The 25105-nt window shown below is 43.0% G+C and carries 21 protein-coding genes; 9 read left to right on the forward strand and 12 right to left on the reverse strand.

Annotation, left to right across the window (positions count from 1 at the left end; genetic code table 11):
- The first annotated feature begins 3 nt into the window (after positions 1-3).
- The 3 genes from JRG66_RS01330 to JRG66_RS01340 all read left to right on the forward strand — a co-directional run bounded on the left by JRG66_RS01330 (position 4) and on the right by JRG66_RS01340 (position 6274).
- On the forward strand, positions 4-693 hold the full coding sequence (locus JRG66_RS01330; RefSeq protein WP_265163945.1) for an LOG family protein: 690 nt from the start codon (positions 4-6) through the stop codon (positions 691-693).
- A 193-nt stretch (positions 694-886) separates the two neighbouring features.
- Complete coding sequence (locus tag JRG66_RS01335) at positions 887-3697, forward strand: gluzincin family metallopeptidase (RefSeq protein ID WP_265163946.1); 2811 nt, start codon at positions 887-889, stop codon at positions 3695-3697.
- Between the two features lie 162 nt (positions 3698-3859).
- Entirely contained in the window at positions 3860-6274 is a 2415-nt protein-coding gene (locus tag JRG66_RS01340) for an alpha-ketoacid dehydrogenase subunit alpha/beta (RefSeq protein ID WP_265163947.1), read from the forward strand.
- Between the two features lie 130 nt (positions 6275-6404).
- Here JRG66_RS01340 and JRG66_RS01345 read toward each other — a convergent pair whose 3' ends face one another.
- The 3 genes from JRG66_RS01345 to JRG66_RS01355 are packed head-to-tail and all read right to left on the reverse strand — an operon-like array spanning position 6405 to position 9272.
- Positions 6405-7919 (reverse strand): PH domain-containing protein, encoded by a 1515-nt coding sequence (locus tag JRG66_RS01345; RefSeq protein ID WP_265163948.1) that lies wholly within the window; start codon positions 7917-7919, stop codon positions 6405-6407.
- Positions 7912-8445, reverse strand: coding sequence for a PH domain-containing protein (locus JRG66_RS01350; RefSeq protein ID WP_265163949.1), 534 nt, complete (start codon positions 8443-8445; stop codon positions 7912-7914). The genes JRG66_RS01345 and JRG66_RS01350 overlap by 8 nt, the downstream gene beginning before the upstream one ends.
- Positions 8433-9272, reverse strand: a complete 840-nt coding sequence (locus tag JRG66_RS01355; protein WP_265163950.1) for a 1,4-dihydroxy-2-naphthoyl-CoA synthase — start codon at positions 9270-9272, stop codon at positions 8433-8435. The genes JRG66_RS01350 and JRG66_RS01355 overlap by 13 nt, the downstream gene beginning before the upstream one ends.
- A gap of 136 nt (positions 9273-9408) precedes the next feature.
- On the opposite strand from JRG66_RS01355, the gene JRG66_RS01360 reads away from it, so the two are divergent.
- Positions 9409-9942, forward strand: a complete 534-nt coding sequence (locus tag JRG66_RS01360) for a hypothetical protein (RefSeq protein ID WP_265163951.1) — start codon at positions 9409-9411, stop codon at positions 9940-9942.
- Here the strand turns inward: JRG66_RS01360 and JRG66_RS01365 are convergent.
- From JRG66_RS01365 to JRG66_RS01380, 4 genes are read right to left on the reverse strand one after another with little or no spacing between them, the layout of a single operon-like run.
- A complete protein-coding gene (locus JRG66_RS01365; protein ID WP_265163952.1) occupies positions 9921-10760 on the reverse strand; it encodes a CvfB family protein in 840 nt (279 codons plus the stop codon). The genes JRG66_RS01360 and JRG66_RS01365 overlap by 22 nt on opposite strands.
- A gap of 36 nt (positions 10761-10796) precedes the next feature.
- The gene (menD, locus tag JRG66_RS01370) at positions 10797-12527 is read right to left on the reverse strand and encodes a 2-succinyl-5-enolpyruvyl-6-hydroxy-3-cyclohexene-1-carboxylic-acid synthase (protein ID WP_265163953.1); all 1731 of its coding nucleotides are present in this window, start codon (positions 12525-12527) and stop codon (positions 10797-10799) included.
- A 55-nt stretch (positions 12528-12582) separates the two neighbouring features.
- Complete coding sequence (locus tag JRG66_RS01375; protein WP_265163954.1) at positions 12583-13746, reverse strand: chorismate-binding protein; 1164 nt, start codon at positions 13744-13746, stop codon at positions 12583-12585.
- Positions 13739-14167 (reverse strand): PaaI family thioesterase, encoded by a 429-nt coding sequence (locus JRG66_RS01380; protein WP_265163955.1) that lies wholly within the window; start codon positions 14165-14167, stop codon positions 13739-13741. Before JRG66_RS01380 ends, JRG66_RS01375 begins: the two co-directional genes overlap by 8 nt.
- A 48-nt stretch (positions 14168-14215) precedes the next feature.
- Here JRG66_RS01380 and JRG66_RS01385 point away from each other — a divergent pair, with 48 nt between their 5' ends.
- Positions 14216-14854: an alpha/beta hydrolase gene (locus JRG66_RS01385; RefSeq protein ID WP_265163956.1), complete on the forward strand. Its 639-nt coding sequence runs from the start codon at positions 14216-14218 to the stop codon at positions 14852-14854.
- 675 nt (positions 14855-15529) lie between these two features.
- On the opposite strand, the gene dnaK is transcribed toward JRG66_RS01385, so the two are convergent.
- The 3 genes from dnaK to JRG66_RS01400 form a co-directional block, all read right to left on the reverse strand.
- Positions 15530-17467 carry a molecular chaperone DnaK gene (gene dnaK, locus JRG66_RS01390; protein ID WP_265163957.1) on the reverse strand — a complete coding sequence of 646 codons (1938 nt, stop codon included), beginning with the start codon at positions 17465-17467 and terminating at the stop codon, positions 15530-15532.
- A 127-nt stretch (positions 17468-17594) separates the two neighbouring features.
- Entirely contained in the window at positions 17595-18872 is a 1278-nt protein-coding gene (locus JRG66_RS01395; RefSeq protein ID WP_265163958.1) for a Y-family DNA polymerase, read from the reverse strand.
- A complete protein-coding gene (locus JRG66_RS01400; RefSeq protein ID WP_265163959.1) occupies positions 18869-19237 on the reverse strand; it encodes a S24 family peptidase in 369 nt (122 codons plus the stop codon). Before JRG66_RS01400 ends, JRG66_RS01395 begins: the two co-directional genes overlap by 4 nt.
- 107 nt (positions 19238-19344) lie before the next feature.
- Here JRG66_RS01400 and JRG66_RS01405 point away from each other — a divergent pair, with 107 nt between their 5' ends.
- Complete coding sequence (locus JRG66_RS01405) at positions 19345-20778, forward strand: L-serine ammonia-lyase (RefSeq protein WP_265163960.1); 1434 nt, start codon at positions 19345-19347, stop codon at positions 20776-20778.
- Positions 20779-21137: 359 nt separating this feature from the next.
- Here the strand turns inward: JRG66_RS01405 and JRG66_RS01410 are convergent, their stop codons facing one another.
- Positions 21138-21509 carry a nuclear transport factor 2 family protein gene (locus JRG66_RS01410; protein ID WP_265163961.1) on the reverse strand — a complete coding sequence of 124 codons (372 nt, stop codon included), beginning with the start codon at positions 21507-21509 and terminating at the stop codon, positions 21138-21140.
- A gap of 55 nt (positions 21510-21564) precedes the next feature.
- On the opposite strand from JRG66_RS01410, the gene panB reads away from it, so the two are divergent.
- Genes panB through JRG66_RS01425 form a run of 3 tightly spaced genes read left to right on the forward strand, consistent with a single transcriptional unit; the run spans position 21565 to position 23561 of the window.
- Positions 21565-22383 (forward strand): 3-methyl-2-oxobutanoate hydroxymethyltransferase, encoded by an 819-nt coding sequence (panB, locus tag JRG66_RS01415; RefSeq protein ID WP_265163962.1) that lies wholly within the window; start codon positions 21565-21567, stop codon positions 22381-22383.
- A gap of 47 nt (positions 22384-22430) precedes the next feature.
- Entirely contained in the window at positions 22431-22847 is a 417-nt protein-coding gene (locus tag JRG66_RS01420; protein ID WP_265163963.1) for a hypothetical protein, read from the forward strand.
- Positions 22848-22859: 12 nt separating this feature from the next.
- Positions 22860-23561, forward strand: a complete 702-nt coding sequence (locus JRG66_RS01425; protein ID WP_265163964.1) for an RluA family pseudouridine synthase — start codon at positions 22860-22862, stop codon at positions 23559-23561.
- Here the strand turns inward: JRG66_RS01425 and JRG66_RS01430 are convergent.
- Positions 23558-25102 (reverse strand): hypothetical protein, encoded by a 1545-nt coding sequence (locus JRG66_RS01430; protein ID WP_265163965.1) that lies wholly within the window; start codon positions 25100-25102, stop codon positions 23558-23560. The two genes, JRG66_RS01425 and JRG66_RS01430, sit on opposite strands and share 4 nt — an antisense overlap.
- Positions 25103-25105 lie beyond the last annotated feature (3 nt).

Genomic DNA, 25105 nt, shown 5'->3' on the forward strand with positions numbered 1-25105 from the left:
TTTATGAGAACAGAGACAAGAAATAAAAGCTGGAATGAAATAAAAACAAATGACTCCTGGGCCATTTTTAAGATCATGGGAGAATTTGTAAACGGATATGAGAAACTAAGCCAGATTGGCCCCTGTGTTTCTATTTTTGGATCGGCACGTACAAAACCCGATCACAAATTTTACAAGTTAACCGAGGAAGTAGCCAAAAAAATCGTAGAACATGGCTATGGGATTATCACCGGGGGTGGCCCCGGAGTAATGGAAGCAGGTAATAAAGGCGCCCATCTGGCCGGCGGAACTTCTGTAGGCCTCAACATTCACCTGCCATTTGAACAACACGACAATCCATATATAGATAATGACAAAAACATCAATTTTGATTACTTCTTTGTAAGAAAAGTGATGTTTGTAAAATATTCGCAGGGCTTTGTAGTAATGCCCGGCGGATTTGGCACTTTAGACGAGTTATTTGAAGCCATCACCCTTATACAGACCAACAAGATCGATAAATTCCCCATTATTTTGGTGGGAAGAGACTTTTGGGGAGGTTTAATAGACTGGGTGCGGACTACGCTCTTGGATAACTTCCAAAATATTAGCAGTGGGGATATTGACATCATTCAGGTAGTAGACACTGCCGATGAAGTCATTGAAATACTCGATAAGTTCTATGAAGAATACAATTTGAGTCCGAATTTCTAAGACATCTAAAATTTCATCCCAAAACAGCCTTTTTGACAAGGCTGTTTTTGTATTCTCCAGTTATCTCATTACAGAACTTTGTCTTATTTTTAACTCAATGATAGGTAAGTAAATATTGATTTTGTTGTTTGAAATAATATCTTGCACCCCATGTCGTTTTTAGTGTTAAACCCCTATCTTCCACAAGAAAAATTTGAATAAGAAATATCCAGTTTTTACCTTTTTTGCCCTTCTTGCATTTACGCTTTTCGGGCAACATAATGTCATCATTGAAGCCGAGCTCAATGATTCTATAAAGTCTTTATACATTCAGCAAACACTGGAGTATAGAAACACCAGCAATGATACGCTTCGGGAAATCTACATGAGCGACTGGATGAATGCGTTCTCGGATACCCGTACGCCTCTTGCCCGCCGGTTCTTTGAAGATTACGACCGAAATTTCCATTTTGCCCGCGACGACAGGCGGGGCGGGACTACCATCAATACCATTACCGGAAACACCTCTAATGCCCTCGCCTGGGATCGCCCCGAAAACCATCCCGATATCATTAGAATTGTTCCTGAAAAACCTGTGGCTCCCCACGAAAAATATGTTGTTAACCTGAACTATGTCGTAAAGATTCCTCATAATGAATTTACGCGGTATGGCTTCGGAAGCAAAGGGAACTACCAGCTAAGATACTGGTTTATTGCACCTGCAGTACACAATAAAGGCTGGAAGGTGTACAGCCATAAGAACATGAACGACCTTTATCTTCCAAAGCTCGATTTAGATATACAACTCACCATCCCGTCAAAACTCTCGGCTGTTTCAGCATTAAAGAGGGAAAAAATTGTGCCTCAGGAAGACAAAAAAACAGTTTACCTTTCGGGGCAGGAAAGATTTGATACTGAACTGCACCTCACTTCCGAAGTTGTTTTTGACGATATACAGGTTGACAGCCTTCACGTGCTTACCAACATTACAGCTAGTGGGGCCAACCCCGGGATGAAGTCATTCTATGTGAACCGCATTGTCAGTTTCCTTCAAACCAATTTGGGCTCTTACCCTCATCCTATTATTCTGGCCACCCAACAGGATTACGCTTCAAATCCGGTTTACGGTCTTAACCAGTTGCCAAAATTTCTTCGGCCCTTTCCCGACGGATTTGGATATGAACTAAAACAGTTAAAAAACCTGACCGAGAACTATCTCGAAAATTCCCTGCTGCTCAACCCGCGGGAAGACAAGTGGATCTTTGACGGTATTCACATATACCTCATGATGGAATATATTGATCAATATTATCCAGATCTTAAATTACTTGGAAGTTTAAGCGAGGTGATAGGGATTCGCTGGTTTCATGCCGCTACGCTTGACTTTAACGACCAGTATCCGCTTATGTACCTCTTCGCCGCCCGAAAGCACATGGACCAGCCTTTAAGCTCGCCTCAGGATTCGTTGATAAAGTTCAATAAAAATATAGCCAATCCTTTTAAAGCTGGGGTTGGTTTCAACTATCTCAACAAATTTCTCGAAGACAATACCGTGTCTTATTCCATTAAAGAATTTTTCGAGACCTATAAACTACGCCCGGTTGATGATCAGGATTTTAGGCGAATCCTTACCGAGAATGCCGGCAAAGACGTGAAATGGTTCTTTACTGACTATGTGGGGACCAGGGATAAAATAGACTTTAAGATACGCAGCCTTCATAAAGAAGGGGATTCCTTGCGAATCACTTTAAAGAACAGAACAGAAACCGATGTTCCTGTTCAGGTTTATGGGCTCAACGACAATGAAGTGGTGTATAAGACCTGGGTAGAACATTCCCCCGGAGTACGCAGTGTGCGTATTCCCGCAGCAAGAGTAAAACAGGTAGCAGTTAACCATGAAGGCATAGCCCCAGAGATTAACCGCAGGAATAACTACAGAACGGTGGGCGGCATCATGAACCGCCCCCTGCAATTCCGACTCTTCAAAGATGTGGAAGACCCCAGGTATCAGCAGATATTTTTCATGCCTCAATTTCAATATAACTTATATGACGGGCTAGCACTTGGATTAAAACTCTACAACAAAACCATTCTAGACCGCAATTTTGAATATAATTTCTCCCCGCTTTATGCCTCCAAGAGTAAGACCCTGGTAGGTAGCGCAGGTCTTTCACACAAGATCTACTTTGATGAAAACCTGTACATGATCAATTACGGGATTTCAGGAAGCAGGTTTTCGTATGGTTATGACCTTATGTATCAAAGGCTCAATCCTTACCTGTCCTTACATTTTCGGGATTCTTACATGAGGCAAAGTCCCAAGGAGAGAATTCTTCTTCGCAACGTGAATGTGTACAGGGACGAAAATGAACTGACCGATCTTGAGGTGCCCGATTACAGTGTGTTTAATATTAACTACCTCTATAGCAATCCGGGGCTGGTAAGGCATTTTTCGGGATCTGTAGATTTTCAGGTGGCCCAGCAGTTCAGCAAATCTTCAATCACCTTAGAATATCGAAAACTTCTGGAAAATGACCGGCAGGTAAACCTTCGTTTCTTCGGGGGAGCTTTCCTTTACAATGATATGCCAAACAGTGATTACTTTAGTTTTGCATTAGACAGGCCTACAGATTATCTCTTCGACTATAGTTACTACGGAAGAAGTGAAACCTCAGGAATTTTCAGCCAGCAAATCATCATGGCCGAAGGAGGCTTTAAATCAAACCTGGAACCGCAGTTTGCCAATCAATGGATCACCACTCTAAACGGAAGCACTACCATCTGGAAATGGATCTACGCCTATAGTGATGTGGGGCTGGTAAAGAATAAGTATAAATCGGCCCAGCTCCTGTACGATTCGGGAATTAGGCTGAGCCTCGTGCAAAATTACTTCGAGTTTTTCTTCCCGGTACATTCCAGTGAGGGGTGGGAATTTAATGATGGAAATTACGACCAGAAAATACGTTTTATTGCTACTCTTGATATCCAGACCCTCTCAAGACTTTTTACACGTAAATGGCTGTAAGAGATTAGGATTTTCTTACTGAAGCTCGATATTTTAACGTTTGCCTAAAAATATCGCAATCAGAAGGTGTATATTTTGTTAAAAAACAATTTTTGCTGATTTTTTTTGAATTGTAATTAATCATTGTTTTCGTTACATTTGTGCTAATTTTAAAAACGTGTTATGCAGAGTGAAACTTCCTCAAAAAGTGAAATTTCTTTTGAAGATTTTAGGGCGCAGGTGATAAGCGATTACAAATTAGCTGTAACCAGTCGGGAGTGCAGTCTCCTGGGAAGACGCGAAGTGCTAACCGGCAAGGCTAAATTTGGAATCTTTGGTGATGGTAAGGAAGTGCCCCAGCTGGCCTGGGCCAAGGTTTTTGAAAATGGAGATTTCAGGTCGGGCTACTATCGTGATCAAACCTTTATGATGGCTATTGGAGCCCTCAATATTCAGCAGTTTTTTGCAGGGCTTTACGCCACCACAAATATTGAACAGGAACCCAACTCGGCAGGAAGGCAAATGGGAGGGCATTTTGCTACCCACAGCCTCAATGAAGATGGCACCTGGAAAAATCTCACCCAGCAAAAAAATTCCAGTGCAGATATCTCTCCCACCGCAGGCCAGATGCCAAGGCTTTTAGGGCTTGCACAGGCTTCAAAGATCTACAGAAATGTTGAAGGAATAGAGACCGATAATTTTTCCAGAAATGGTAACGAGATTGCCTGGGGAACTATTGGAAATGCAAGTACCAGCGAAGGTCTTTTTTGGGAAACCATCAATGCTGCAGGCGTGCTTCAGGTACCCATGGTCATGAACGTGTGGGATGACGAGTACGGAATTTCGGTACATGCGAGGCATCAAACTACCAAACAAAGTATTTCTGAAGTCTTGAAAGGCTTCCAGAGAGATAAAGGAGATAATAACGGCTATGAGATCTTTACGGTAAACGGATGGGACTATCCGGCCCTTATTGAAACTTATGAGAATGCAAGCCGCCTTGCCCGTGAAGAACATACTCCGGTGCTAATTCACGTTCAGCAGCTAACCCAGCCGCAGGGACACTCTACTTCCGGGTCTCACGAGCGTTACAAGAGCGAAGAAAGGCTTAAGTGGGAACGTGAGCACGACTGTAATGTAAAAATGCGGGAATGGATGATTGCCACCAACATTGCTACAGAACAGGAACTGCAGGATATCGAAAAAGATATTAAGAAGCAGGTGCGCGATGGGAAGAAAGCCGCCTGGGAGGCCCACATGGCACCCGTGAAAGACAAGGTCAAAGATGTACTGCCGGTGTTGCAAAGAGCAGCTGATAGCAGCCAGAACAAAACCTTCATCCTTCAGTTAAAGAAAGAACTTCAGGAGAATAAAGAAACATTAAAAAGGGATATTCTTGTCGCCACCCGCAAGGCCTTAAGGTACCTGAGGGGAGAAAATTCACCCGCAAAACAGGAATTGATCCAGTTTATAGATAAATATACCGAAGAGGTGCGGCCGCAATACAGTAGCCATTTGCAGAGTGCTTCAGAGTATAATGCGCTTAATGTAGCACCTGTTCCCCCTACTTATGATGAAGATTCTAAAGAAGTAGACGCCCGCCTTGTTCTAAGAGAGAATTTTGACCGCATTTTCAATAAATATCCCGAAGCTCTCATTTTTGGTGAAGACACAGGAGAAATTGGAGATGTAAACCAGGGGCTGGAAGGGCTTCAGGAGAAATACGGAGAACTGCGCGTCGCCGACACCGGAATTAGGGAAGCTACCATTCTTGGCCAGGGAATAGGAATGGCCATGCGTGGCTTAAGACCAATTGCCGAAATTCAATACCTTGATTACCTGCTTTACGCACTCCAGATAATGAGTGACGACCTCGCTACCCTGCAATACAGAACGCGTGGAAAACAGAAAGCTCCGCTAATTATCAGGACCAGGGGCCATCGCCTGGAAGGTATATGGCACAGTGGTTCGCCCATGGGCGGGATCCTGAACCTCATTCGTGGGATTCACGTCCTGGTGCCCCGCAATATGACTAAAGCAGCCGGCTTTTACAACACTTTGCTCGAAAGCGATGAACCTGCACTTATTATAGAGTCTCTTAACGGCTACCGCTTAAAGGAAAAAATGCCGAACAACCTGGGGGAATTCAAGACACCGCTGGGAGTAGTCGAAACTTTAAGGGAAGGAAGCGATATTAGCCTCGTTTCTTACGGCTCAACTTTAAGGCTGGTAGAACAGGCAGCTAAAGAACTACAGGAAGTTGGGATAGAGGCCGAAGTTATTGATGTGCAGACTTTACTGCCTTTTGACCTAAACCACGATATTGTAAAGAGCGTTGCCAAAACCAACCGCCTGCTGGTGATAGACGAGGATGTTCCGGGAGGGGCCTCCGCCTTTATCCTTCAAAAGGTCATGGAAGAACAGGATGCCTGGAGGCATCTTGACAGTAAGCCGCAAACGCTTACGGCTAAAGATCATCGCCCGGCTTATGGAACCGATGGAGATTATTTCTCAAAGCCTTCCGTAGAAGACATTTTTGAGAAGGTATACAACATCATGAACGAAGCCGATCCTAATAATTTCCCGCAGTTGAAATAGAGGAAAGCCTGCAGTAATTAAAAAAGCCACGACTGTTTGCACTCGTGGCTTTTCCTTTTATATCAGGTCTATTCTGAAATTTCCCCCTGAAAATATTGATGAAAGCAGTGTTTTAATGAACCGGCTTCAGTTACATCCAGGCTCTTTCAGTAACTTCAATCTTGTAGAGCAAGTAGTTGAGCACAGGCTGCACCTTTGCCTTGCTCACCATGGGAAAGTTCACATCGCCACCTGCCGAGTGAAATGTGAGCTTGCAAAGCCCCCTCCTTTTATACCATAAAGGCTGGGAAACTGAGACAGCCTGTAACCTGAAGATCTCTAAATATTCCTCTTTTTGAACCCAAACTCCCGAATGTCTTATTAAAAATTCTTTGGAAATGCCTAACTGAAGCTTCTTGTAATGAAAATAATTGTAAACCACCATTAATACTACATAAACTGAAGCTACTCCCAGGATCCATGAAAGAAACATGACCTGCGGATAAAATATCAGAAAAACCGAAATGACAGCCAAAGGGATCAATCCGCGGGAAATCTTTCTGAAAAGTAAAAATTTGCTCGGGCTGATCCTGAAATTCTCTTCAATACCCGATTCATAAAAATAATCTTTCACCTGCTTCACCACCCCGGGCGGCAGGCCAACGATCTTCACCTGGTTCTTATCGAGATCGTCTTCACTGCTGGCCAAGGAAATGTTTACCTGGTACAGATCCATTTTCTTCTGAATAGGATTTGTAAGCACCTGTAACAACTGGATGCGGCTGGCCCTCAAATTGACCCTGGTGTTGTTCCTGAGCCCCATTTCAACCTGCAGGGTATCTTTATACTTTTGCAAATTCAGCCCAAAATACTTGATAAGCGTCTCCCCCACTGTTAACAGCATTCCCACCAGTAGCAAAAAGATGATGAATGCATAACCTCCCTGTGTTAAGTAGGCCTCGGGCTCCTGTAGCTGCGCAGAAAGCTCTTCATTGAACATGAACTGCTCCCGCAGCGTAAAATAGAACGCCATGATGATCCCTACCCCGCGAAGGTAATTTGAGGTAAGCCCCAGCTTTACCAGGGTAAACATGCTCACTTTGTGCTCCCATTGAGGCAGCGGTTTGCCTGTTGCAGGGGGAATAGCTGCAGCAGCTTCCACCTGATTGTCCTCAACCTTTTCTGCCCGTTCCTCTTCTGCGCGCGCCATCAGCTTTTCAGCTAAAGCATTGGCCTTCTCTCCCGAAAGTGCTTTGATCTCCACTTCCTTCTCCTGGCTCCCGGCGGTCTCCACCACCACACTGTAAACGCCAATAATGCGCTGCAAAATATTCCTTCGGAAGTTGACCTGCTGGATCTTCTCAAAAGGGATGTTTATAACATCGGTCGAAAAAACCCCTTTTTGAAGCACAAACTCCTCATTTTTCTCATCAATATGGAATTTGAAATTTAAAAAATAAAGGATACTGTAACCAAGGCTGAGTAGCAATACCAGCAAAATAGCACCACCGGCCATGAACACAGTTCGCTGATCCAGGTCTTTAAACGCAAAATAAATGATGATCACCCACAGGTTGCGGGCAATATGATACAGGGAGGTGGCAAAGATCAATACCAACCCCACACCCGACTGCCTTTGCGGCTCTGAGAAATTGTGATCAGGCATGTTTATAGATTCTTCCCGAAATTTCCCCTTTTAGAGAGGTAGCTGTTTCAGGTCTTATTCCCGGAACGCTCACATCGCTGCCCGATCCTCCGGCAGTAAATACCTTTAAGGAAGCGATATTCAGCATCTTATCCAGAAAAGACCGCTCTACAGTAACATGCTGAATCCTGTTAAAGGGGACTACAGTGGTCTTTTCAAATAAAAATCCGCGTTGAAAAATAATATCCTGTTCCCTAAGGGCATAACCGCTGCGCTTCACATACATACTATTGTTAAAAATTGACCAGCTAAAGAGAATCACAAGCAGGATAACAGCCCAGTTAAGGTACACATGAAGCTGAGGTGATAAAAAAGTGTAGCCCAGGAACAGCCCCACCGCAAAGAACAAAACGGAAATAGCCGTACCTACCTGCAGTTTTACCAGGTATTTTTTTGAAACAGGGTGCAGCTTCACCTCCTCAAACTTCGGAAGGGAAGCTACTTCCAGCTCAAAATTGGAAAATTCCGAAGAGGTTACGGGATCCATTTTTTCTCAAAATTAGGTTTTCTCTTTTCCAGGAAAGCATTTCTGCCTTCTTTGGCCTCATCGGTCATATAAGCCAGGCGGGTTGCTTCTCCGGCAAACACCTGCTGCCCTACCATTCCGTCGTCGGTAAGGTTCATGGCAAACTTCAGCATCTTTATTGAAGTTGGGGATTTGGCCAGGATCTCCTGCGCCCACTCATAAGCCGTATCCTCAAGCTCTTCATGCGGAATCACCGCATTCACCATTCCCATTTCATAAGCTTCCTGGGCTGAATAATTTCTTCCTAAAAAGAAGATTTCGCGTGCCTTTTTCTGGCCCACCATCTTCGCCAGGTAAGCAGATCCATATCCGCCGTCAAAGCTGGTAACATCGGCATCGGTTTGTTTGAAAATTGCATGTTCCTTACTGGCAAGGGTGAGGTCACACACCACATGCAGGCTGTGCCCGCCTCCTACGGCCCAACCCGGTACCACTGCAATTACAGCCTTCGGCATAAATCTTATTAATCTCTGGACTTCCAGTATATTCAGCCGGTGCATTCCATCTTCTCCCACATAACCCTGATGCCCGCGCGCCTTTTGATCTCCACCACTGCAAAAACTGTAAACGCCGTCTTTAGGCGAAGGCCCTTCCGCAGAAAGTAATACAACTCCTATAGAAGTATCTTCATTCGCATCGTAAAAAGCATCGTATAATTCACTCGTGGTTTTTGGCCTGAAGGCATTGCGCACCTCAGGGCGGTTAAACGCAATTCGGGCTACGCCATTGCATTTTTGATAGGTGATATCTTCGTATTCTTTTGCTGTCTTATAATCTGGTTTGGTCATGGTACACTAATTTTACTCAAAAATAAGGCTTTTATATTTTCCCTGAAGCATAAAAGCCCGGCGCAAGAAAAGCTTTATCTTTCGGAAGAATAAAAAATTTGTACGATTTTTGATCCTACGGCATCAAATGGTTAACATGAATAAACTTCTAACTCTTCTGGCGGTACTCCTACTAGGATTAAATGGCTATTCTCAGGAATTAAATTCTCCTGGCCCCAATACTCTTCCTGAATTAAATCAGGAAAATTTCACTGCTCCTGAAGAAGTTTTTACAAAGTATATTAGAATCCAGCCATCTCTTTCAGTACCTATACAACTTTTTCCGGAAAATCAATTTTCGCTAAAGGAGATTAGTTTTGACAAAAAAGAACAAAAGAGACAGGTGAATTTGGTTTCAATGATGGAAAAGGAACGCTATGAAAAGGAAAAAGGCCTGGTCGAACTGGACTCTCCCCTGCCTACAATTAGTAAGGGAGAAAAAGCGCTTATTGAGATCACCAATGAAATAAGGGCTCATGACAGAAGTTCCAACTATGATATTTATACCGGGCAAAAGAAAATTCCGGCTTATGAAGAAATGCGGGCGCCCATAATACAAAGTCCTTACCGCTCCCGTTCAGGTATAAGAGGCTATATTTCCCCTTACCCCTATTCTCCTTTCTTGAGGTAAATCCCGTTGTCTTTAATTTCCACCTTGCGCTGCTTATAAAGGTTTCCAAGGGCACGCTTAAAGCTCTTTTTGCTCATTTGCACCTCCTTTTCAATCTCTTTTGGAGAAGATTTATCTGTTAGAGCTAAAAAGCCACCTTTAATTTCAAGTAGGTTTAACAATTCCTGCGCATTAGGTTCAATACTGCGATATCCGGGGCGTTGAAGGCTAATATCAATCTTTCCGTCTGGCCTCGTCTTCTTCACAAATCCCTTTAACCTGTCTCCCACGTGCAATTTCTGAAAAACTTCATCTTTGTAAAGCAATCCTTTGTGGATCTCGTTTACAATCACATTCCAGCCCAATTCCGTAGGATTCGCGACAATGAGGTCTACCTCTTCAAAAGCCGTTACCGTAAGTTCGGAATTATCCAAAAAAGCATCTACTTTACTGGAACCTACAAGCCTGTCTGTTAATTCATCCAGATAACAAAAAATAAGGTAACGTTCGCCTTCTCTCATTTTTACCGCCTGCTCTTTGAAAGGCACAAAAAGGTGTTTTTCGAGCCCCCAATCCATAAAAGCTCCAATCTCACTTACCTCCACACACTTTAAAAACCCGAATTCATCCAGCTTCACAAAAGGCTTAAGGGTAGTAGCCACAGGCCTTTCTTCGTGATCCAGGTAGACAAAAACCTCCAGGCTGTCTTCAATTTCGAAAGTTTCAGGTTTGTATTTATTCGGCAACAGCACCTCGTTCCCGTCATCGTCTTTCAGGAAAAGGCCGGGTTCGGTGTCTCGGTCAATTTTCAGGATATGGTATTCTCCAATCGCAAGCATAGTCAAAATTTTGGTAAAGGTACTTAAATTTAACGGCTACCGCACGAAACTGAAATACTCCAGTAAAACTTCATCATTCACTTTTCTGGGTGTAAAAATTTCCAGGACCTTCGGCTTGTCTGAGGTGTCAAAAAAGGCAATTAAGCCCTGCTTTATTTCTTCGGAAGTTTGGGCCCGGGAGTATTCAAAGCCATACAAATCACAAATAGGTTTGGCATGGAGATCGTGCACCGTTTCAAAATATTCGTCAAAGGTTTCAGAATTTTTGTCCCCTGGAAGTATCCTGAAAATCCCGCCTCCCCGGTTATTTAAGATAATTATTCTGAAATTCTTCGGAATATGTTTGTTCCATAAAGCATTGCTGTCATAGAAAAAGCTGAGATCTCCCGTGATCATTAAAACCGGCTCGTCTGAAACTATCGCAGCGCCCACCGCAGTCGAAATACTACCGTCAATCCCGCTGGTACCTCGGTTACAGTAGATTTTAAGGCTCTCTTTCCACCTGAAGAGCTGCGCGTACCTAATGGTGGAGCTGTTAGCCAGTTGTACAATGCTATTTTCGGACACTTCAGGGCAAATGAGCTGCATGGCCTTCAGGTCAGAATACGGGATCCTGCCCATATAATCTTCGTGTTTTATTTTTCTCCTGCTTCTCACCTCCTGCCAGTATTCGGCATAATTACTTTCAGAAATTTCTGTGAGTGGAAAAAACTGATTAAAGAAGGAATTTACTGAAGTCTCGAAATGCTTGTTCAGGCAAAAGAAGGTGTTGTATGCCTTTTTTGGATCTACGTGCCAGTGATGTTTCGGCTGATAATTCCGCAGAAAAGCTTTGATCTTTTTTGACACGATCATTCCGCCGAAAGTGAGCAGGATTTCGGGTTGCAAATTGTCAAAAAGCTGTTCTCTATATTCATCTTTTTCAATGGGACCAATAATGGTATCAATCCGGGTGAAAAATTTCTCCTGCTGCACGTTTGAGGTGGTTTCCGTAAACACGATGACCGAAGGATCATTAGCCAGCCTGTCTAGAAATTGCTGCTCTACCAAATTTGGTGAAGACACGCCTATAATCACCATTTTTCTCGCTGCCCTGTTCCAAAGATCGGCATAAGCCTGCAGCTGATTTTGAGAGTACGTTCTTTCAATGATCTCCGGTAAGATCTGGATGGGATTCACCTCCACATCTTCAACCGTCTCATAAAGCGGTTCATAGAAAGGCACGTTGATATGTACAGGCCCTTTCTCTTCAATGGCTTTGTTTAATGCCAGGTTGATCTCCCGCTCGTTGTGCTTTTGAGATTCAAATTGCTTCTGCTGAAGTTTTTTGTCTTTCGCCTCATTTTCAAGCACCAATTCTGAATGCAAATTAGCCGAATACAGGATGTGGTTCTCAAAAACGTTCTTTTGCCTGATGGTTTGTCCGTCGCCAATATCGATGCGCTCAATAGGCCTGTCGGCAGAGATCACCACCAGCGGAATGTCGCTGTAAAATGCCTCTGCCACCGCCGGATAATAATTGAGCAGCGCCGAGCCTGATGTACAAACCACAGCCACAGGTTTCTGTAGTTGCTGGGCCATGCCAACAGCCACAAATGCAGCGCAGCGTTCGTCAACGACGCTGTAGGTCTTGATGTTTGGATGATAAGCAAAACCGGTGGTAAGCGGCGCATTGCGGGAGCCGGGAGAGATCACCACGTGGTGAATTCCCTTGGCTTCACAAAGTGCTACTATAGATCTTGCAACAGGTATTTTTGGGTATTTCATTTTATTTTTTTTGTCAGACCTGCAAGGTTTCCAAAACCTTGTAGGTCTAAAAATTCTATTTCAATAATACTTTCTTCATCGTTTCCGCCTTGTTCACTGTCTCTTCCCATTCATCTTCGGGAACAGAATCTTTGGTAATACCGCCGCCAATGAACAAAACTGCCTTCCCCGCTTCTATTTTCATGCAGCGCAGGTTTACATAAAGGTCGGTTTCTTTTTTCACAGTCCGGTAAGCCAAATTTTCCACATTCCTCCTGGTTAGGGAGCGTTGCATATTTTTCTGAAGGTTTAATTCTCCTAAAAATCCGGTGTAGAATTCCCGGTCGTAATGTTCTTCTGAAAGGATGAATTTCCTGGCTTTTTCCTTCGGCAGGCCGCCTACGGCGGGGGTCGGATGCAGGGCAGAGATTATATTCGCCAATCTGGCTGAGCCGTTCCGCGGAACGGCTGTACTGGCCAGCGTTCCATATATATCTGTTCGCAAATGCAATAAATTCCCTGCTTTTGCGGTATAAGGTTCAGATATTTCGAGAGCTTCTATCCCCGAAGCTTTCAGGTTTTCCAGAATAGAATCGGTGACAAATTGCTGCTCCTGCTTTTCTTTCTCTCCCCACTCCACCTCCATGCTTCCCTGGAATTTTTGGGTTCCGGCCAGAGCCATGGTCTTAAATTGGTTATGCTCCAGCTTCATCAAAGTTTCGGGCGTGGCACCCAGCCAGCAACCCACTTTTGGATGAAACCAGCAATACACAAAGGCTGTGGAGTACGTTTTCAGAAGTTCATTAAAGAGCTTTAAAGGACCCTGCTGCTGTAAACCAACTTCTTCCCTGCGGGAAAGTACTACCTTGTCCATTTCCCCGGCCTGCAGGGCTGTAACTGCTTTTCTTACCAGCTCAATGTGAGCCGACTTTTTTTCTTCTGAAATTTGCCCTTTTTGAGACTTTCCCGTAACAGCAGCTTCATCAGAAACTACCTGCTCAAAAATGTGCTTTTCCGAAGCATTTTCAGGAAAGAGAATTGCTTTCCCTGAAGTGTCAAAAGGGGCAAAAACGAAGCCGCTTTCAGAAAAAGCTTCGGTATAATTCAAGTAGTCATCCTGCTGCAAAAAAGCGGTAACCGTACCTAAATTTCCTATGAGAATTGGCTTACGGTAGGCCACAAAAGGCAGCTGCATCTCAAAGTGTTGTTTCAGCTTATTGAAAAAATCAGCTTCAGGCATTGCTTTTCTTTTTCGGGAGGGTGATCGTAGTCAATTTCACTACAGAAATAAGGTTTTCAGCCTCGTCAGTAATTTTAATATCCCAAAGTTGGGTAGTTCGGCCTTTATGAAGGTATTGGGCTTTTGCGAAAACATAACCTTCAGAAATGCTTTTTAGATGATTGGCAGCGATCTCGATTCCGCGCACAACAAATTCATCGGTATCCAAAAAGACATAACTGGCAAGGCTTCCCACACTTTCGGCCAGGGCAACCGTAGCGCCGCCGTGAAGCACCCCGTCTGGCTGGTGCACTTTGGAAGTGACTGGCATTCTGGCAATAAGGTAATCGTCACCTACTTCGGTAAATTCTATATCAAGGGTTTCCATGAGCGTATTTTTCGACACTTTTTTCGAAAGCTCCAGAATTTCCTCTTTGGTCATAGCAAATAGATTGGTTTCTTTGTAAAAGTACAAAACACCTGCAGATTTATGAGCCGCGAAAAAAAGGTTTCTTACCAAACCACCAATACCTACAGCACTTTGAACCAGTTTACCGAAAAAACTGAAAACGTTTGGGTGGTTTTTCACGGAATTGGCTATTTGAGCCGCTATTTCCTGAAGTATTTCAGGCAGCTAAACAAGGAAAAAAACTACATTATTGCACCACAGGCCCCTTCAAAGTACTACCTTAACGGTAAATATGAGCATGTTGGCGCTTCATGGGCCACGCGCGAAGAAACACAGCAGGAGATGGGAAATGTGCTGGCTTACCTGGATAAAGTCTACAATACCGAGGGTGTCAAAAATGCCAAAAATTTAATCCTTTTCGGCTACTCCCAGGGAGTGTCCATTGCCACTCGATGGATGGTAAAAAGAAAGCTTCGGCCGTCACATCTCATCCTCAATTCCGGCAGAATTCCTTCGGAATTAAAGCCTTCAGATTTTGCCTTTTTTGAGGGGCAGGTGAATTTTGTATATGGAACTGAAGATCCTTTCATCAACAAAGAATTTCTTGAATCTGAAGAAAAAAGGATCAGGGAATTATTTCCGAAAAATTTGAAGTTTGTTCCTTTTAATGGCGGGCATGAGGTGAATCAACAGGTGATTATTAAACTGGCGGGAGAATAAGTTTTAGAGAGACAAGACCGCTGCGCTGCCAGAGCCAAGAGCCAAGACTTTTTCAAAAAACTCCTTATCTGGTTCCAGCCTTAAATTATAATGTCAACGGGTTTTCAACGGCCTATCGAAAATTGATCGTGAAATTTGAAGTGAAAGGACGTTTAATTTTCTGCTGTTTGAGCCTAACGACTTTTTATCGTTATACTAACTTTAATCGCGAGTTCAGAAAATTTAGTCATTGAACGAAAAATTTAGATCAATTTTCGTAAGCCTGGCCCCGAAGCGTCGGGGTTGGTTCTTTTTCATCAATGGAAAAAGAACAGAAATATTTTTCTTGAAACCCATTGAGAAGCTGAAACAAGTTCAGCTTGACGTAATTATAATAAATAGGGCTATGTCACCTCGAGCGGAGTCGAGAGGTCCTTGTAAATAAAAAATTAGACTCCAATAAGATGTTGGCGCGGATTTGCAATCCGTGCCGAGTCCAAACTCCCACCCCGACCTTCGGCCACCCCTCCGCAGGAGGGGACTTTTCAAAGTAAAAAAAAAGCGCTACCAATTGGCAGCGCTTTAATATTCATCCAATTCCTCCCCTTTTCAAGGGGAGGTTAGGAGGGATTAGATCCCTCCTTTCGTCGGGATAAGCGATTCACAAGGCTTTGCTTCACAAAACCTGTTCTCTGCTTATTTCACTTCTTCAAAGTCAACGTCTTCTACATCGTCACCCTGCTTAGAGTCACCTCCGGCCTGTCCTCCGGTTGCGCCCTGGGCTCCGGCTCCGGGTCCACCCTGTGGGCCTCCGGCAGCTCCGCCCTGCTCGGCTTGTGCTTTGTACATTTCTTCAGAAGCTACTTTCCATGCCTCATTGATCTTGTCTAATGCAGGCTGAATAGTTTCTACTTCTTTAGTCTCGTAAGCTTTCTTTAATTCTTCCAAAGCCTCTTCGATTGGCTTCTTCTTGTCATCAGAAAGTTTATCGCCAAATTCTTTCAACTGCTTTTCAGTCTGGAAGATCATAGCATCAGCTTCGTTAAGCTTATCTACTTTTTCTTTGGCTTTTTTATCAGTTTCAGCATTAGCTTCAGCTTCCTGCTTCATCTTTTGGATCTCTTCTTCAGTAAGACCTGAAGAGGCCTCGATTCTAATATCCTGAGATTTACCGGTAGCTTTATCTGTAGCGCTTACTTTGATGATACCGTTGGCATCGATGTCAAAGGTCACTTCAATTTGAGGTGTTCCTCTTGGTGCCGGTGGAATTCCGTCAAGGTGGAATCTACCAATAGTCTTGTTATCGGCTGCCATTGGACGCTCTCCCTGCAACACGTGGATCTCAACAGAAGGCTGATTGTCGGCCGCGGTAGAGAATACCTGTGATTTTTTGGTAGGAATGGTCGTGTTAGACTCGATCAATTTAGTCATCACACCCCCCATAGTTTCAATACCAAGAGACAACGGAGTTACGTCAAGAAGCAGTACATCTTTTACATCTCCTGTAAGTACACCTCCCTGGATAGCTGCACCAATCGCCACAACTTCATCCGGGTTTACACCTTTAGAAGGTTTTTTTCCGAAGAAATTTTCTACTTCCTGCTGAATTTTAGGAATACGGGTTGATCCACCAACAAGGATTACCTCGTCAATATCACTTTTTGAAAGCCCTGCATCGCTAAGTGCTTTTTGCACAGGATCCATAGAACGCTTCACGAGGTTATCGGCAAGTTGCTCGAACTTAGATCTTGTAAGAGTTTCTACAAGGTGCTTTGGTCCGCTAGCGGTTGCAGTTACGTATGGCAGGTTAATTTCAGTTTGAGAAGAAGAGGAAAGCTCAATTTTAGCTTTTTCAGCAGCTTCCTTCAAACGCTGAAGTGCCATTGGGTCTTTTCTAAGGTCGATATCCTCCTGCTTTTGAAAAGTATCTGCGAGATAATCGATGATCACCTCGTCAAAATCATCACCTCCAAGGTGGGTATCACCGTTAGTAGAAAGTACTTCAAAAACTCCGTCCCCTAATTCAAGGATAGAGATATCAAATGTACCACCACCAAGGTCATAAACTGCGATCTTCTGATCTTGGGATTTTTTATCAAGTCCGTAAGCCAGTGCAGCTGCAGTAGGCTCGTTAATGATACGTCTTACTTTAAGACCTGCGATCTCACCGGCCTCTTTTGTAGCCTGACGCTGAGAGTCATTAAAGTATGCAGGTACGGTAATAACGGCTTCATTTACATCCTGCCCAAGATAATCCTCGGCAGTTTTCTTCATTTTCTGAAGCACCATGGCAGAAAGTTCCTGCGGAGTATATTTACGTCCGTCGATTTCCACACGCGGAGTATCGTTATCACCTTTTACCACTTTATAAGGAACCCTTCCGGCTTCTTTAGAAACTTCAGAATATTTATTTCCCATAAACCTCTTGATAGAGGAAATGGTTTTTTGCGGGTTAGTTACAGCCTGACGCTTTGCAGGATCCCCTACTTTTATTTCGCCTCCTTCTACAAATGCGATTACAGAAGGAGTAGTTCTTTTTCCTTCGGCATTAGGTATCACCGTTGGCTCGTTACCTTCCATCACGGCAACACAGGAGTTGGTAGTACCTAAGTCGATTCCAATTATTTTACTCATAATTCTATAGGTTGTTATTTATTATTTCTGATTTTTATTTGAACAACCACTTAAAGTCAATCATTATGCCAGCAGAAATTATATGACAGGATGTCACATAAAAAGACAGGCATCTGACTTTCAAAAATTAAGATTTACTACTTATTTTAAGAAGTTCCTGCCATTGTGTGGTATAATAGGGGCTTCGATGTTTTTTAATAAGCTCCCACTCGTGTTTTCGGGTGCCGGTAATAGCTGAAGCGACTGTAGCTTTCCCATATTTGTTATTGATCCCATCCAAGACTTTCATAAGAACCGGATTAGAAATCTTAGAAGGTTGTTCAAATAAATTGGCCTGCACATATTCCTGTGGAATAATTCCGCTTAAATTGACCCCCACTTTTTTATAGCGAAAACCCGGTTTATATATTTTATGCAGGGCTTTTCTTGCTTCGCTGATTAGAACAAATGTATTATTAGTAGGAATAGGCAAAGTCACGGTACAACTTTCAGAATATCGCTTATCAATTTTACTGTGATAATTGGTATGTATAAACACTTGCACATATGAAGCGCATGAACCCTGGGCCCGCATAACCTCGCTTACCTCGCTAATGTAATAAGCGCATACTTCTTCGATCATATCAAGGTCTTCCAGTCGTTTTCCAAAAGACTTCGCTGTACCTATTCCCTTTTTAGATTTAGGAATAGTAGTAAACTCTATACATGACTCCCCTCTCAACTCACGCCATAAACGTTCGCCCACTACAGTCATCTCTTTACGCACCCAGGCAAGAGGCACATTGTAAGCAAAATCAAATGCAGTAAACACCCTTCTTTCCTGAAGTCGTTGGGCATGCTGCCTTCCTATTCCCCACACATCATTAATCTTCACTTTTTTTAAAGCTACTCGCTTTTTCTCTTCAGAATCAATCACATATACATGTTGGTGGATTTCCTCTTTCTTGGCAATCCTATTTGCCAGTTTAGCCAGGACTTTTGTAGGAGCAATACCTACCCCCACCGGCAAACCGGTATACTTAAATATCTGCTCTTTAATTGTTTGGCCATATTCAGAAAGGTTTATGTTATTTAAGCCGGTTAATTCCACAAAAGCTTCATCAATACTGTAAACCTCAACCATAGGAGAAAAAGTCTTTAAGATATTCATCACCCGCTGTGACATTTCTCCATATAAAGTGTAATTAGAAGAAAAGAAAGTCACATTATTCTTTACCAGAATATCTTTAATTTTAAAGACAGGTTCAAACATAGGAATATGTGCCAGAGATTTAGCCTCTTTATTTGCTGCAATCACACAACCATCATTGTTGCTCAACACTACTACCGGCTTCCCCCAGAGATCGGGTCTAAAAACCTGTTCGCAGGAAGCATAAAAACTATTACAATCTACCATCGCAATCATATCACAGCATGTATTACATAAGTAACCACACCCCACAACAGAAATTCGGGCTGCGTGGATTCACCTGAAAATTGCACAATATCAAATTCACCATCTTTTACTATAAGCGCCATACAATCTGGCTTAAGCTCCATAGACCGGTCTATAATAAGAACATCTTTATCCCAGATATTAAATTTAGACCAGTTACTGCCTTCAACCCTAACAAAGAATGTTGAATCCTGATTGTAAACTAATTCATTGTTCAAATCTATTGGAGGTTCATAATAATGAGTGGCTGCACTGGGAAATCCGGTTTGCTTTGAAACTTCTGCTCTATGCCTGTCTTTACCCTTTCGGATTTTTTCTGAAATAAGTCTTTGCATAGTTCAAAATTAGGAAATATTCCAATATGATGGAATATTTCCCTGTTGTTTTTTATACCCAGTTCAAAAAGAAAAAATTAATTTTACCCCTAAATTTTATCCCTCGAATGCAGAAAATTGAAAGTATCAGCGTTTTTGACATGCTTAAAATAGGAGTTGGCCCTTCCAGCTCCCATACCCTTGGCCCCTGGCGGGCTGCCGAAAGATGGATCGGGGAGTTAAAAGAAGCCCAGAAATTTGATCTGGTAGAAAAAGTTACCGTACACCTTTATGGTTCCCTTTCCCTTACCGGAAAAGGCCATGCTACAGACCTTGCTTCTGTTTTAGGGCTTTTGGGTTATGACCCTGTAACCGTTCCGGTAGAGAACATTGATCCTGAGATCAATAATATCCGCACCTTTAACCGGCTTAACCTCAATGGCGAGCGCAGTATAGATTTTAAGCTCGAAAACGATATCGTTTTTAACAAGAAATTCCTGCCCTTCCACCCCAACGGGATGAAGTTCACCGCCCAACTTTCCTCCGGAAAAACAACCTCCTCCACCTTCTACTCTATCGGCGGCGGATTTGTAGTTAAGGAAGAACGCAAAAATGCCAGAAAGCAGCTGAAGAAATTTCAGGAATTTCCATTTCCAATCGTTAAAGGAACCGATCTTGCCGCTTATTGCAAGCAGGAAAATAAGAAGATTTCAGAAATAGTTTACGAGAACGAAAAATCTCTTCGCAGCGAAGAAGAGATCGATGCCGGACTAAAAGCTGTGTGGGACGTGATGCTGGAATCCATGTACCTAGGCTGCCATACGGAAGGCACCCTGCCCGGCGGACTCAACGTACGCCGACGTGCTCCCGATTCTCACAAAAAGCTGATAGGCAACTCCAGCTATAACACCAAAGAAGAATGGATAGAAGCCATTCGCAAAACTGAAGTGAAATTCCGTTCTATTTTAAAATGGGTAAGCTGTTTTGCTTTGGGAGTTAATGAAGTGAATGCTTCCTTAGGCCGTGTTGTTACTGCACCAACAAACGGGAGTGCCGGGGTTATTCCCGCAGTTCTTATGTATTACCTCACTATAGAAAACCACGACGCCGGTTTCGAAAAGATCAAACAGTTCCTTCTCGTAGCAGGAGAAATTGGAAGTCTATTCAAAAAAGGAGCTACCATATCTGCAGCTATGGGTGGTTGCCAGGCAGAAATTGGAGTTTCCTCCTCCATGGCCGCCGGAGCTTTGACGGAAGTCATGGGCGGAACGCCAGAGCAGGTCATGATGGCTTCCGAAATTGCCATGGAACACCACCTCGGCCTCACCTGTGACCCCATTGCCGGACTCGTACAAATCCCCTGTATTGAAAGAAACTCCATGGGTGCCATCAAGGCCATAAACGCGGCAGAAATGGCCCTGGATGCCGATTCTATTCACGCAAAAGTTCCTCTAGATAAAGTGATCGAGACCATGTGGGAAACTGCAAAAGACATGAACTCTAAATACAAAGAAACTTCGGAAGGAGGATTGGCAGTAAGGGTGAGTTTGAGCGACTGCTAAAATAGATTTGAGATATTAGATTTGAGATGTGAGATTTTTACCACCCCGCCCTCCGGGCACTTAGATATGAGATATTAGATATGAGTATTTAGATCATAAAACTCAGTTGAGGTTTTTAAATTCTCTATTTTTTCCTTCCGAAGGCAGAGAGAACGCGAAGTGATTGGAATATGGAACTTGGAATTTGGGATTTGAGATTTTGAATTTAAGATTTTGAATTTGGTGCTTGGTGCTTGGTGCTTGGTGCTTGAATATTATTTGAGTTTCCTATCCTCACACCCCTCTCTTCTCCTGGTATCGATCAAATAAATGATCTTCCATTCACCATTTTGCTTCAGTAGCTGAAAGTTATTAACTCCTCAATGGCTAAAAGTTTCATTCATATAAAAGGAATAAGGCGTCCAGGCATTTGCCATATCGCCGTCAATTTTAATCACATAATCCTGAAGTATTTCCCTGAAAGAAGTCTTCAGGGGAATAGAAACAATTCCTTTCAGCAGCTTTTCAAGTTCTTCATTCACTAACTGGGTATCTCCGTTCTTCCCCTTTGCAATGGTTTGTATCACAGGATCTTCATAAAAAACCGATTTCATCAGCAAAGAATCCCTGGCGTGAAAACCTTCAAAAAAGGTATCCACTACTTCTTTTACCTTTTCTTCTTCAGAAGTTGTCTGCGCAAAGGCAAAGGTTCCAAAAATCACAAAAACAGCAGTGGCTACAAGTCTTTTCATGTGTTCAGTTTTGAATGTAATTTAGTACTTTTACCTGAATTTTAAATTTACAAGTATGTCAGTCGCCAAGAAGCAATATAAAAGGATCACTACCAAGTCCCTGGTTGAAATGAAAGCCCAGGGGGAAAAAATTTCCATGCTTACTGCATACGATTTTTCTATGGCAAAAATAGTTGACGGTGCAGGGATAGATGTGATTTTGGTAGGAGATTCGGCCAGTAATGTGATGGCGGGACATGAAACCACGCTGCCCATCACCCTCGATCAAATGATCTATCACGCAGCCAGCGTGGTGCGTGCCGTAGAACGTGCCCTTGTGGTTGTAGACCTACCCTTCGGAAGTTACCAGAGTGACCCCAAGGAAGCTTTACGGTCAGCGATAAGGATCATGAAAGAGAGCGGCGGACACGCAGTAAAGCTCGAAGGTGGCAAAGAGATCAAAGATTCAGTAAAACGTATTCTAAACGCAGGAATCCCGGTAATGGGTCACCTGGGATTGACCCCGCAGTCCATCTACAAATTCGGGACTTATACGGTTCGCGCCAAGGAAGAAGCTGAAGCTGAAAAGCTCAAAACTGATGCTTTGATGCTCGAAAAAGCCGGATGTTTTGCATTGGTTTTAGAAAAAGTACCTGCCAAACTGGCGAAAGAAGTAGCCGAAAGCCTTACCATTCCGGTAATAGGGATTGGTGCCGGAAATGGCGTTGACGGCCAGGTACTGGTAGTTCACGACATGATTGGAATGACCCACGAGTTTAATCCGCGGTTTTTGAGAAGGTACCTGGACCTTTATTCTGAAATGACAAAAGCTTTTGAGCAGTACCGGAATGACGTGAAGAGCAGAAGTTTCCCAACAGATGAAGAACAGTATTAAAATGTTAGATTTTAGAAGTTAGAAGTACGAAGTAAAAGTATTTCGGTATGAAAATCAGGTATTCAAAAAGGCGACTTTTTTCCAATCTTATATTAGGAGCTCTATTTGCCATTTTAGGAGGCCTAAGGATCTTTGAAGGAACTGCCACCTATTTTACTTATTTTCAGCTCTTCCTCGGAATATTAATGGTTGGAACCTTCTTCTTTGAAAAGAAAAATCAGTACCTGAGCATTGAAAAAGGGTTCTTAACCAAAAATTCCCTCCGCAGGAAAACTATTGAACTTCACAACATTATTAAGGTGCAGTCTTATCCAGGCAGCGTAAAACTTTTTACTTCCGAAGAAAAGATAGGCATCAACACAGGAATTATTGAGAAAGATTCCCTGCAACAACTTTTGAATATTATAGGCTCTTTAGAAGTCCAGGAAAACCCCTTTGCTGGCTACGCTACAAAAACCACATAAAATTTGCCATTTTTGGAAGATAAAACGACCTCCACTCCGCAAAACCTGCAGGTACTTTACGAAGACAATCATTTGATCATCGTGAACAAACGCCCGGGAGATATTGTGCAGGGCGATAAGACCGGCGACGTACCGCTAAGCGAGGTGGTGAAGGAATATATAAAGATCAAGTACGACAAACCAGGAAATGTCTACCTGGGCGTGGTGCACCGCCTTGACCGCCCCACCAGCGGGATTGTTTTGTTCTCCAAAACTTCAAAAGCGCTTCCCCGGCTCAATAAACTATTCAAGGAAAAAGAAGCAAAGAAAACATATTGGGCAATTGTAAAAAATGCGCCGCCAAAACAACAGGACAGGCTGGTGCACTACATGAAGCGCAACCCAAAACAGAATAAATCTTATTCGCATATCAAAGAAGTACCAGACTCCAAAAAGGCCATTTTAGAGTACCGCTTGCTGAAGAACCTGAACAATTATTTCCTCCTGGAGATAGATTTGCACACAGGCCGACATCACCAGATTAGGAGCCAGTTATCTTTCATAGGCTGCCCTATAAAAGGAGATTTAAAATACGGTTTTGACCGCAGTAATAAAGACGGCAGCATCCATTTACACGCCCGCAAGCTTGTTTTTGAACATCCGGTAAAAAAGGAGAGGCTGGAGATCGTTGCCCCGCCGCCGCAAGATCCCCTGTGGGATGCCTGTAGAAGTTAGCGGGACACGAGTTTTGCCTTTTCAGCAATAATTTCGGCAACAGGCCTGTCTTCTATCCGGCTTTCCAGCCAGGAAAGTATATCCAGGTATAAAAATGCCCTCCTTTCATAAGGATGGTCTTCGTAAACCTTGAGCGTAGTATGCAGCTTCCGGAATTCATCTTTTATGTAAAGAGGGGAAACCTCGGGTAGGTTCCGCAGAAACCTTATCATTTCCTTTTGTACCTTATGCATATCGTTCATCTTGATAAGGAATTTATAAGTCGATTTTACCAGGCTTTCAAGATGATAATCTTTTCCGGCTTCGTAATGAGCCACCAGGTTAAGGATCCTTGAAAAGCACATGAGATCTTCCCTCACTTCGAGAGACTTGTTATCAATGATCTTTTTCAGAAATTCTATACATCTTGAGTAATTCCCGTTTCCGAAGTAGAGGGAAGCAATTTTATAATAGAAAATCATGATGTGGTGCCCGTCTATCCTGGAGCCGTACTTCTTGATCTTCTTCTCTATTTTCTCCACTAAAGGATCACCGTTGTCAAAATCGCCCTTCATAAACCTTAAATTGAGCTTATTGGAATAAACATAGAGGAAAGACAGCGTGGCTATATTGTCATCATCAGGAATTTTAGGGTCTTTGAGTGTCTCTTCAAGATGCTTGAGCGTTTTTTCAAAAAGCACGGTATGATTGAGATAAAACAACGACTCCAACAAATAATGGTTGCCTTTTAAATAGGAAACGGGATGAACGCTTATAAGATGAGGGTACTCTTTAAAAAGATCTATCCATTTGGAAGAATACCTGTAACAGGAAAGGAAATTCTGGGAAATGAAGCTGTACCACAAATGAGCCTTGTATAACCACAATTTTTCCCGAAAACCAAGTTTTGTAATATCAAATTCGGGCAGATTTTGCTTAAAGTAATCCTGAATGGTATCAGATTCCTCCTGAGTACGGGCGTGACCCATCTTCAGAAAAATGTTATAAAGCTGAAGTGACAGGTTGGAAAGCTTGCCCGAAATGAGGTTGAGCTCGGTCAATTCTTTAGTTTCCAGCACCAGGGTTTCTGCCCTGTTATGTGTACTGCGCGTAATGTATTGAGACTCGATGATCTTTTCCCACTCAAGGATATCGTAAGCCAGCACTTTTTCTTCGTAATGCAGTGCCGTGGCCTTAACCTTTTCCAGAATTTTAAGGCTTTGTTTGTATAGGCCTTTTCGGTACAGGATGTAAGCAAAGTCCATTTGTTCCCTAATATTGATTGGCACACTTTGATGAACCGGATTCAACTTAAGGCTAATGAGCAACTGCTTATAGAGGTGGGCTTTTATGTTAGAGAGCTGCTGTTTGCTTATCGCCGTATTCTTCAGAATATATTCTTCATCATATTTTTTTTGTCTGGACATAACCTTGAAAAGGTTAAGAAATTTACTGTCACTATTCACTCCAATTCGGCCGACATATAAACTAAACTGTCGTTTTTCAGACGGGGAAAGTGATTTTATGAGAGAAAACAGGTTATCGGTTAGTTCATTGGTCATTGT

The organism is Salinimicrobium tongyeongense (assembly GCF_026109735.1).
In the GTDB taxonomy this organism is placed as follows: Bacteria; Bacteroidota; Bacteroidia; order Flavobacteriales; family Flavobacteriaceae; genus Salinimicrobium; species Salinimicrobium tongyeongense.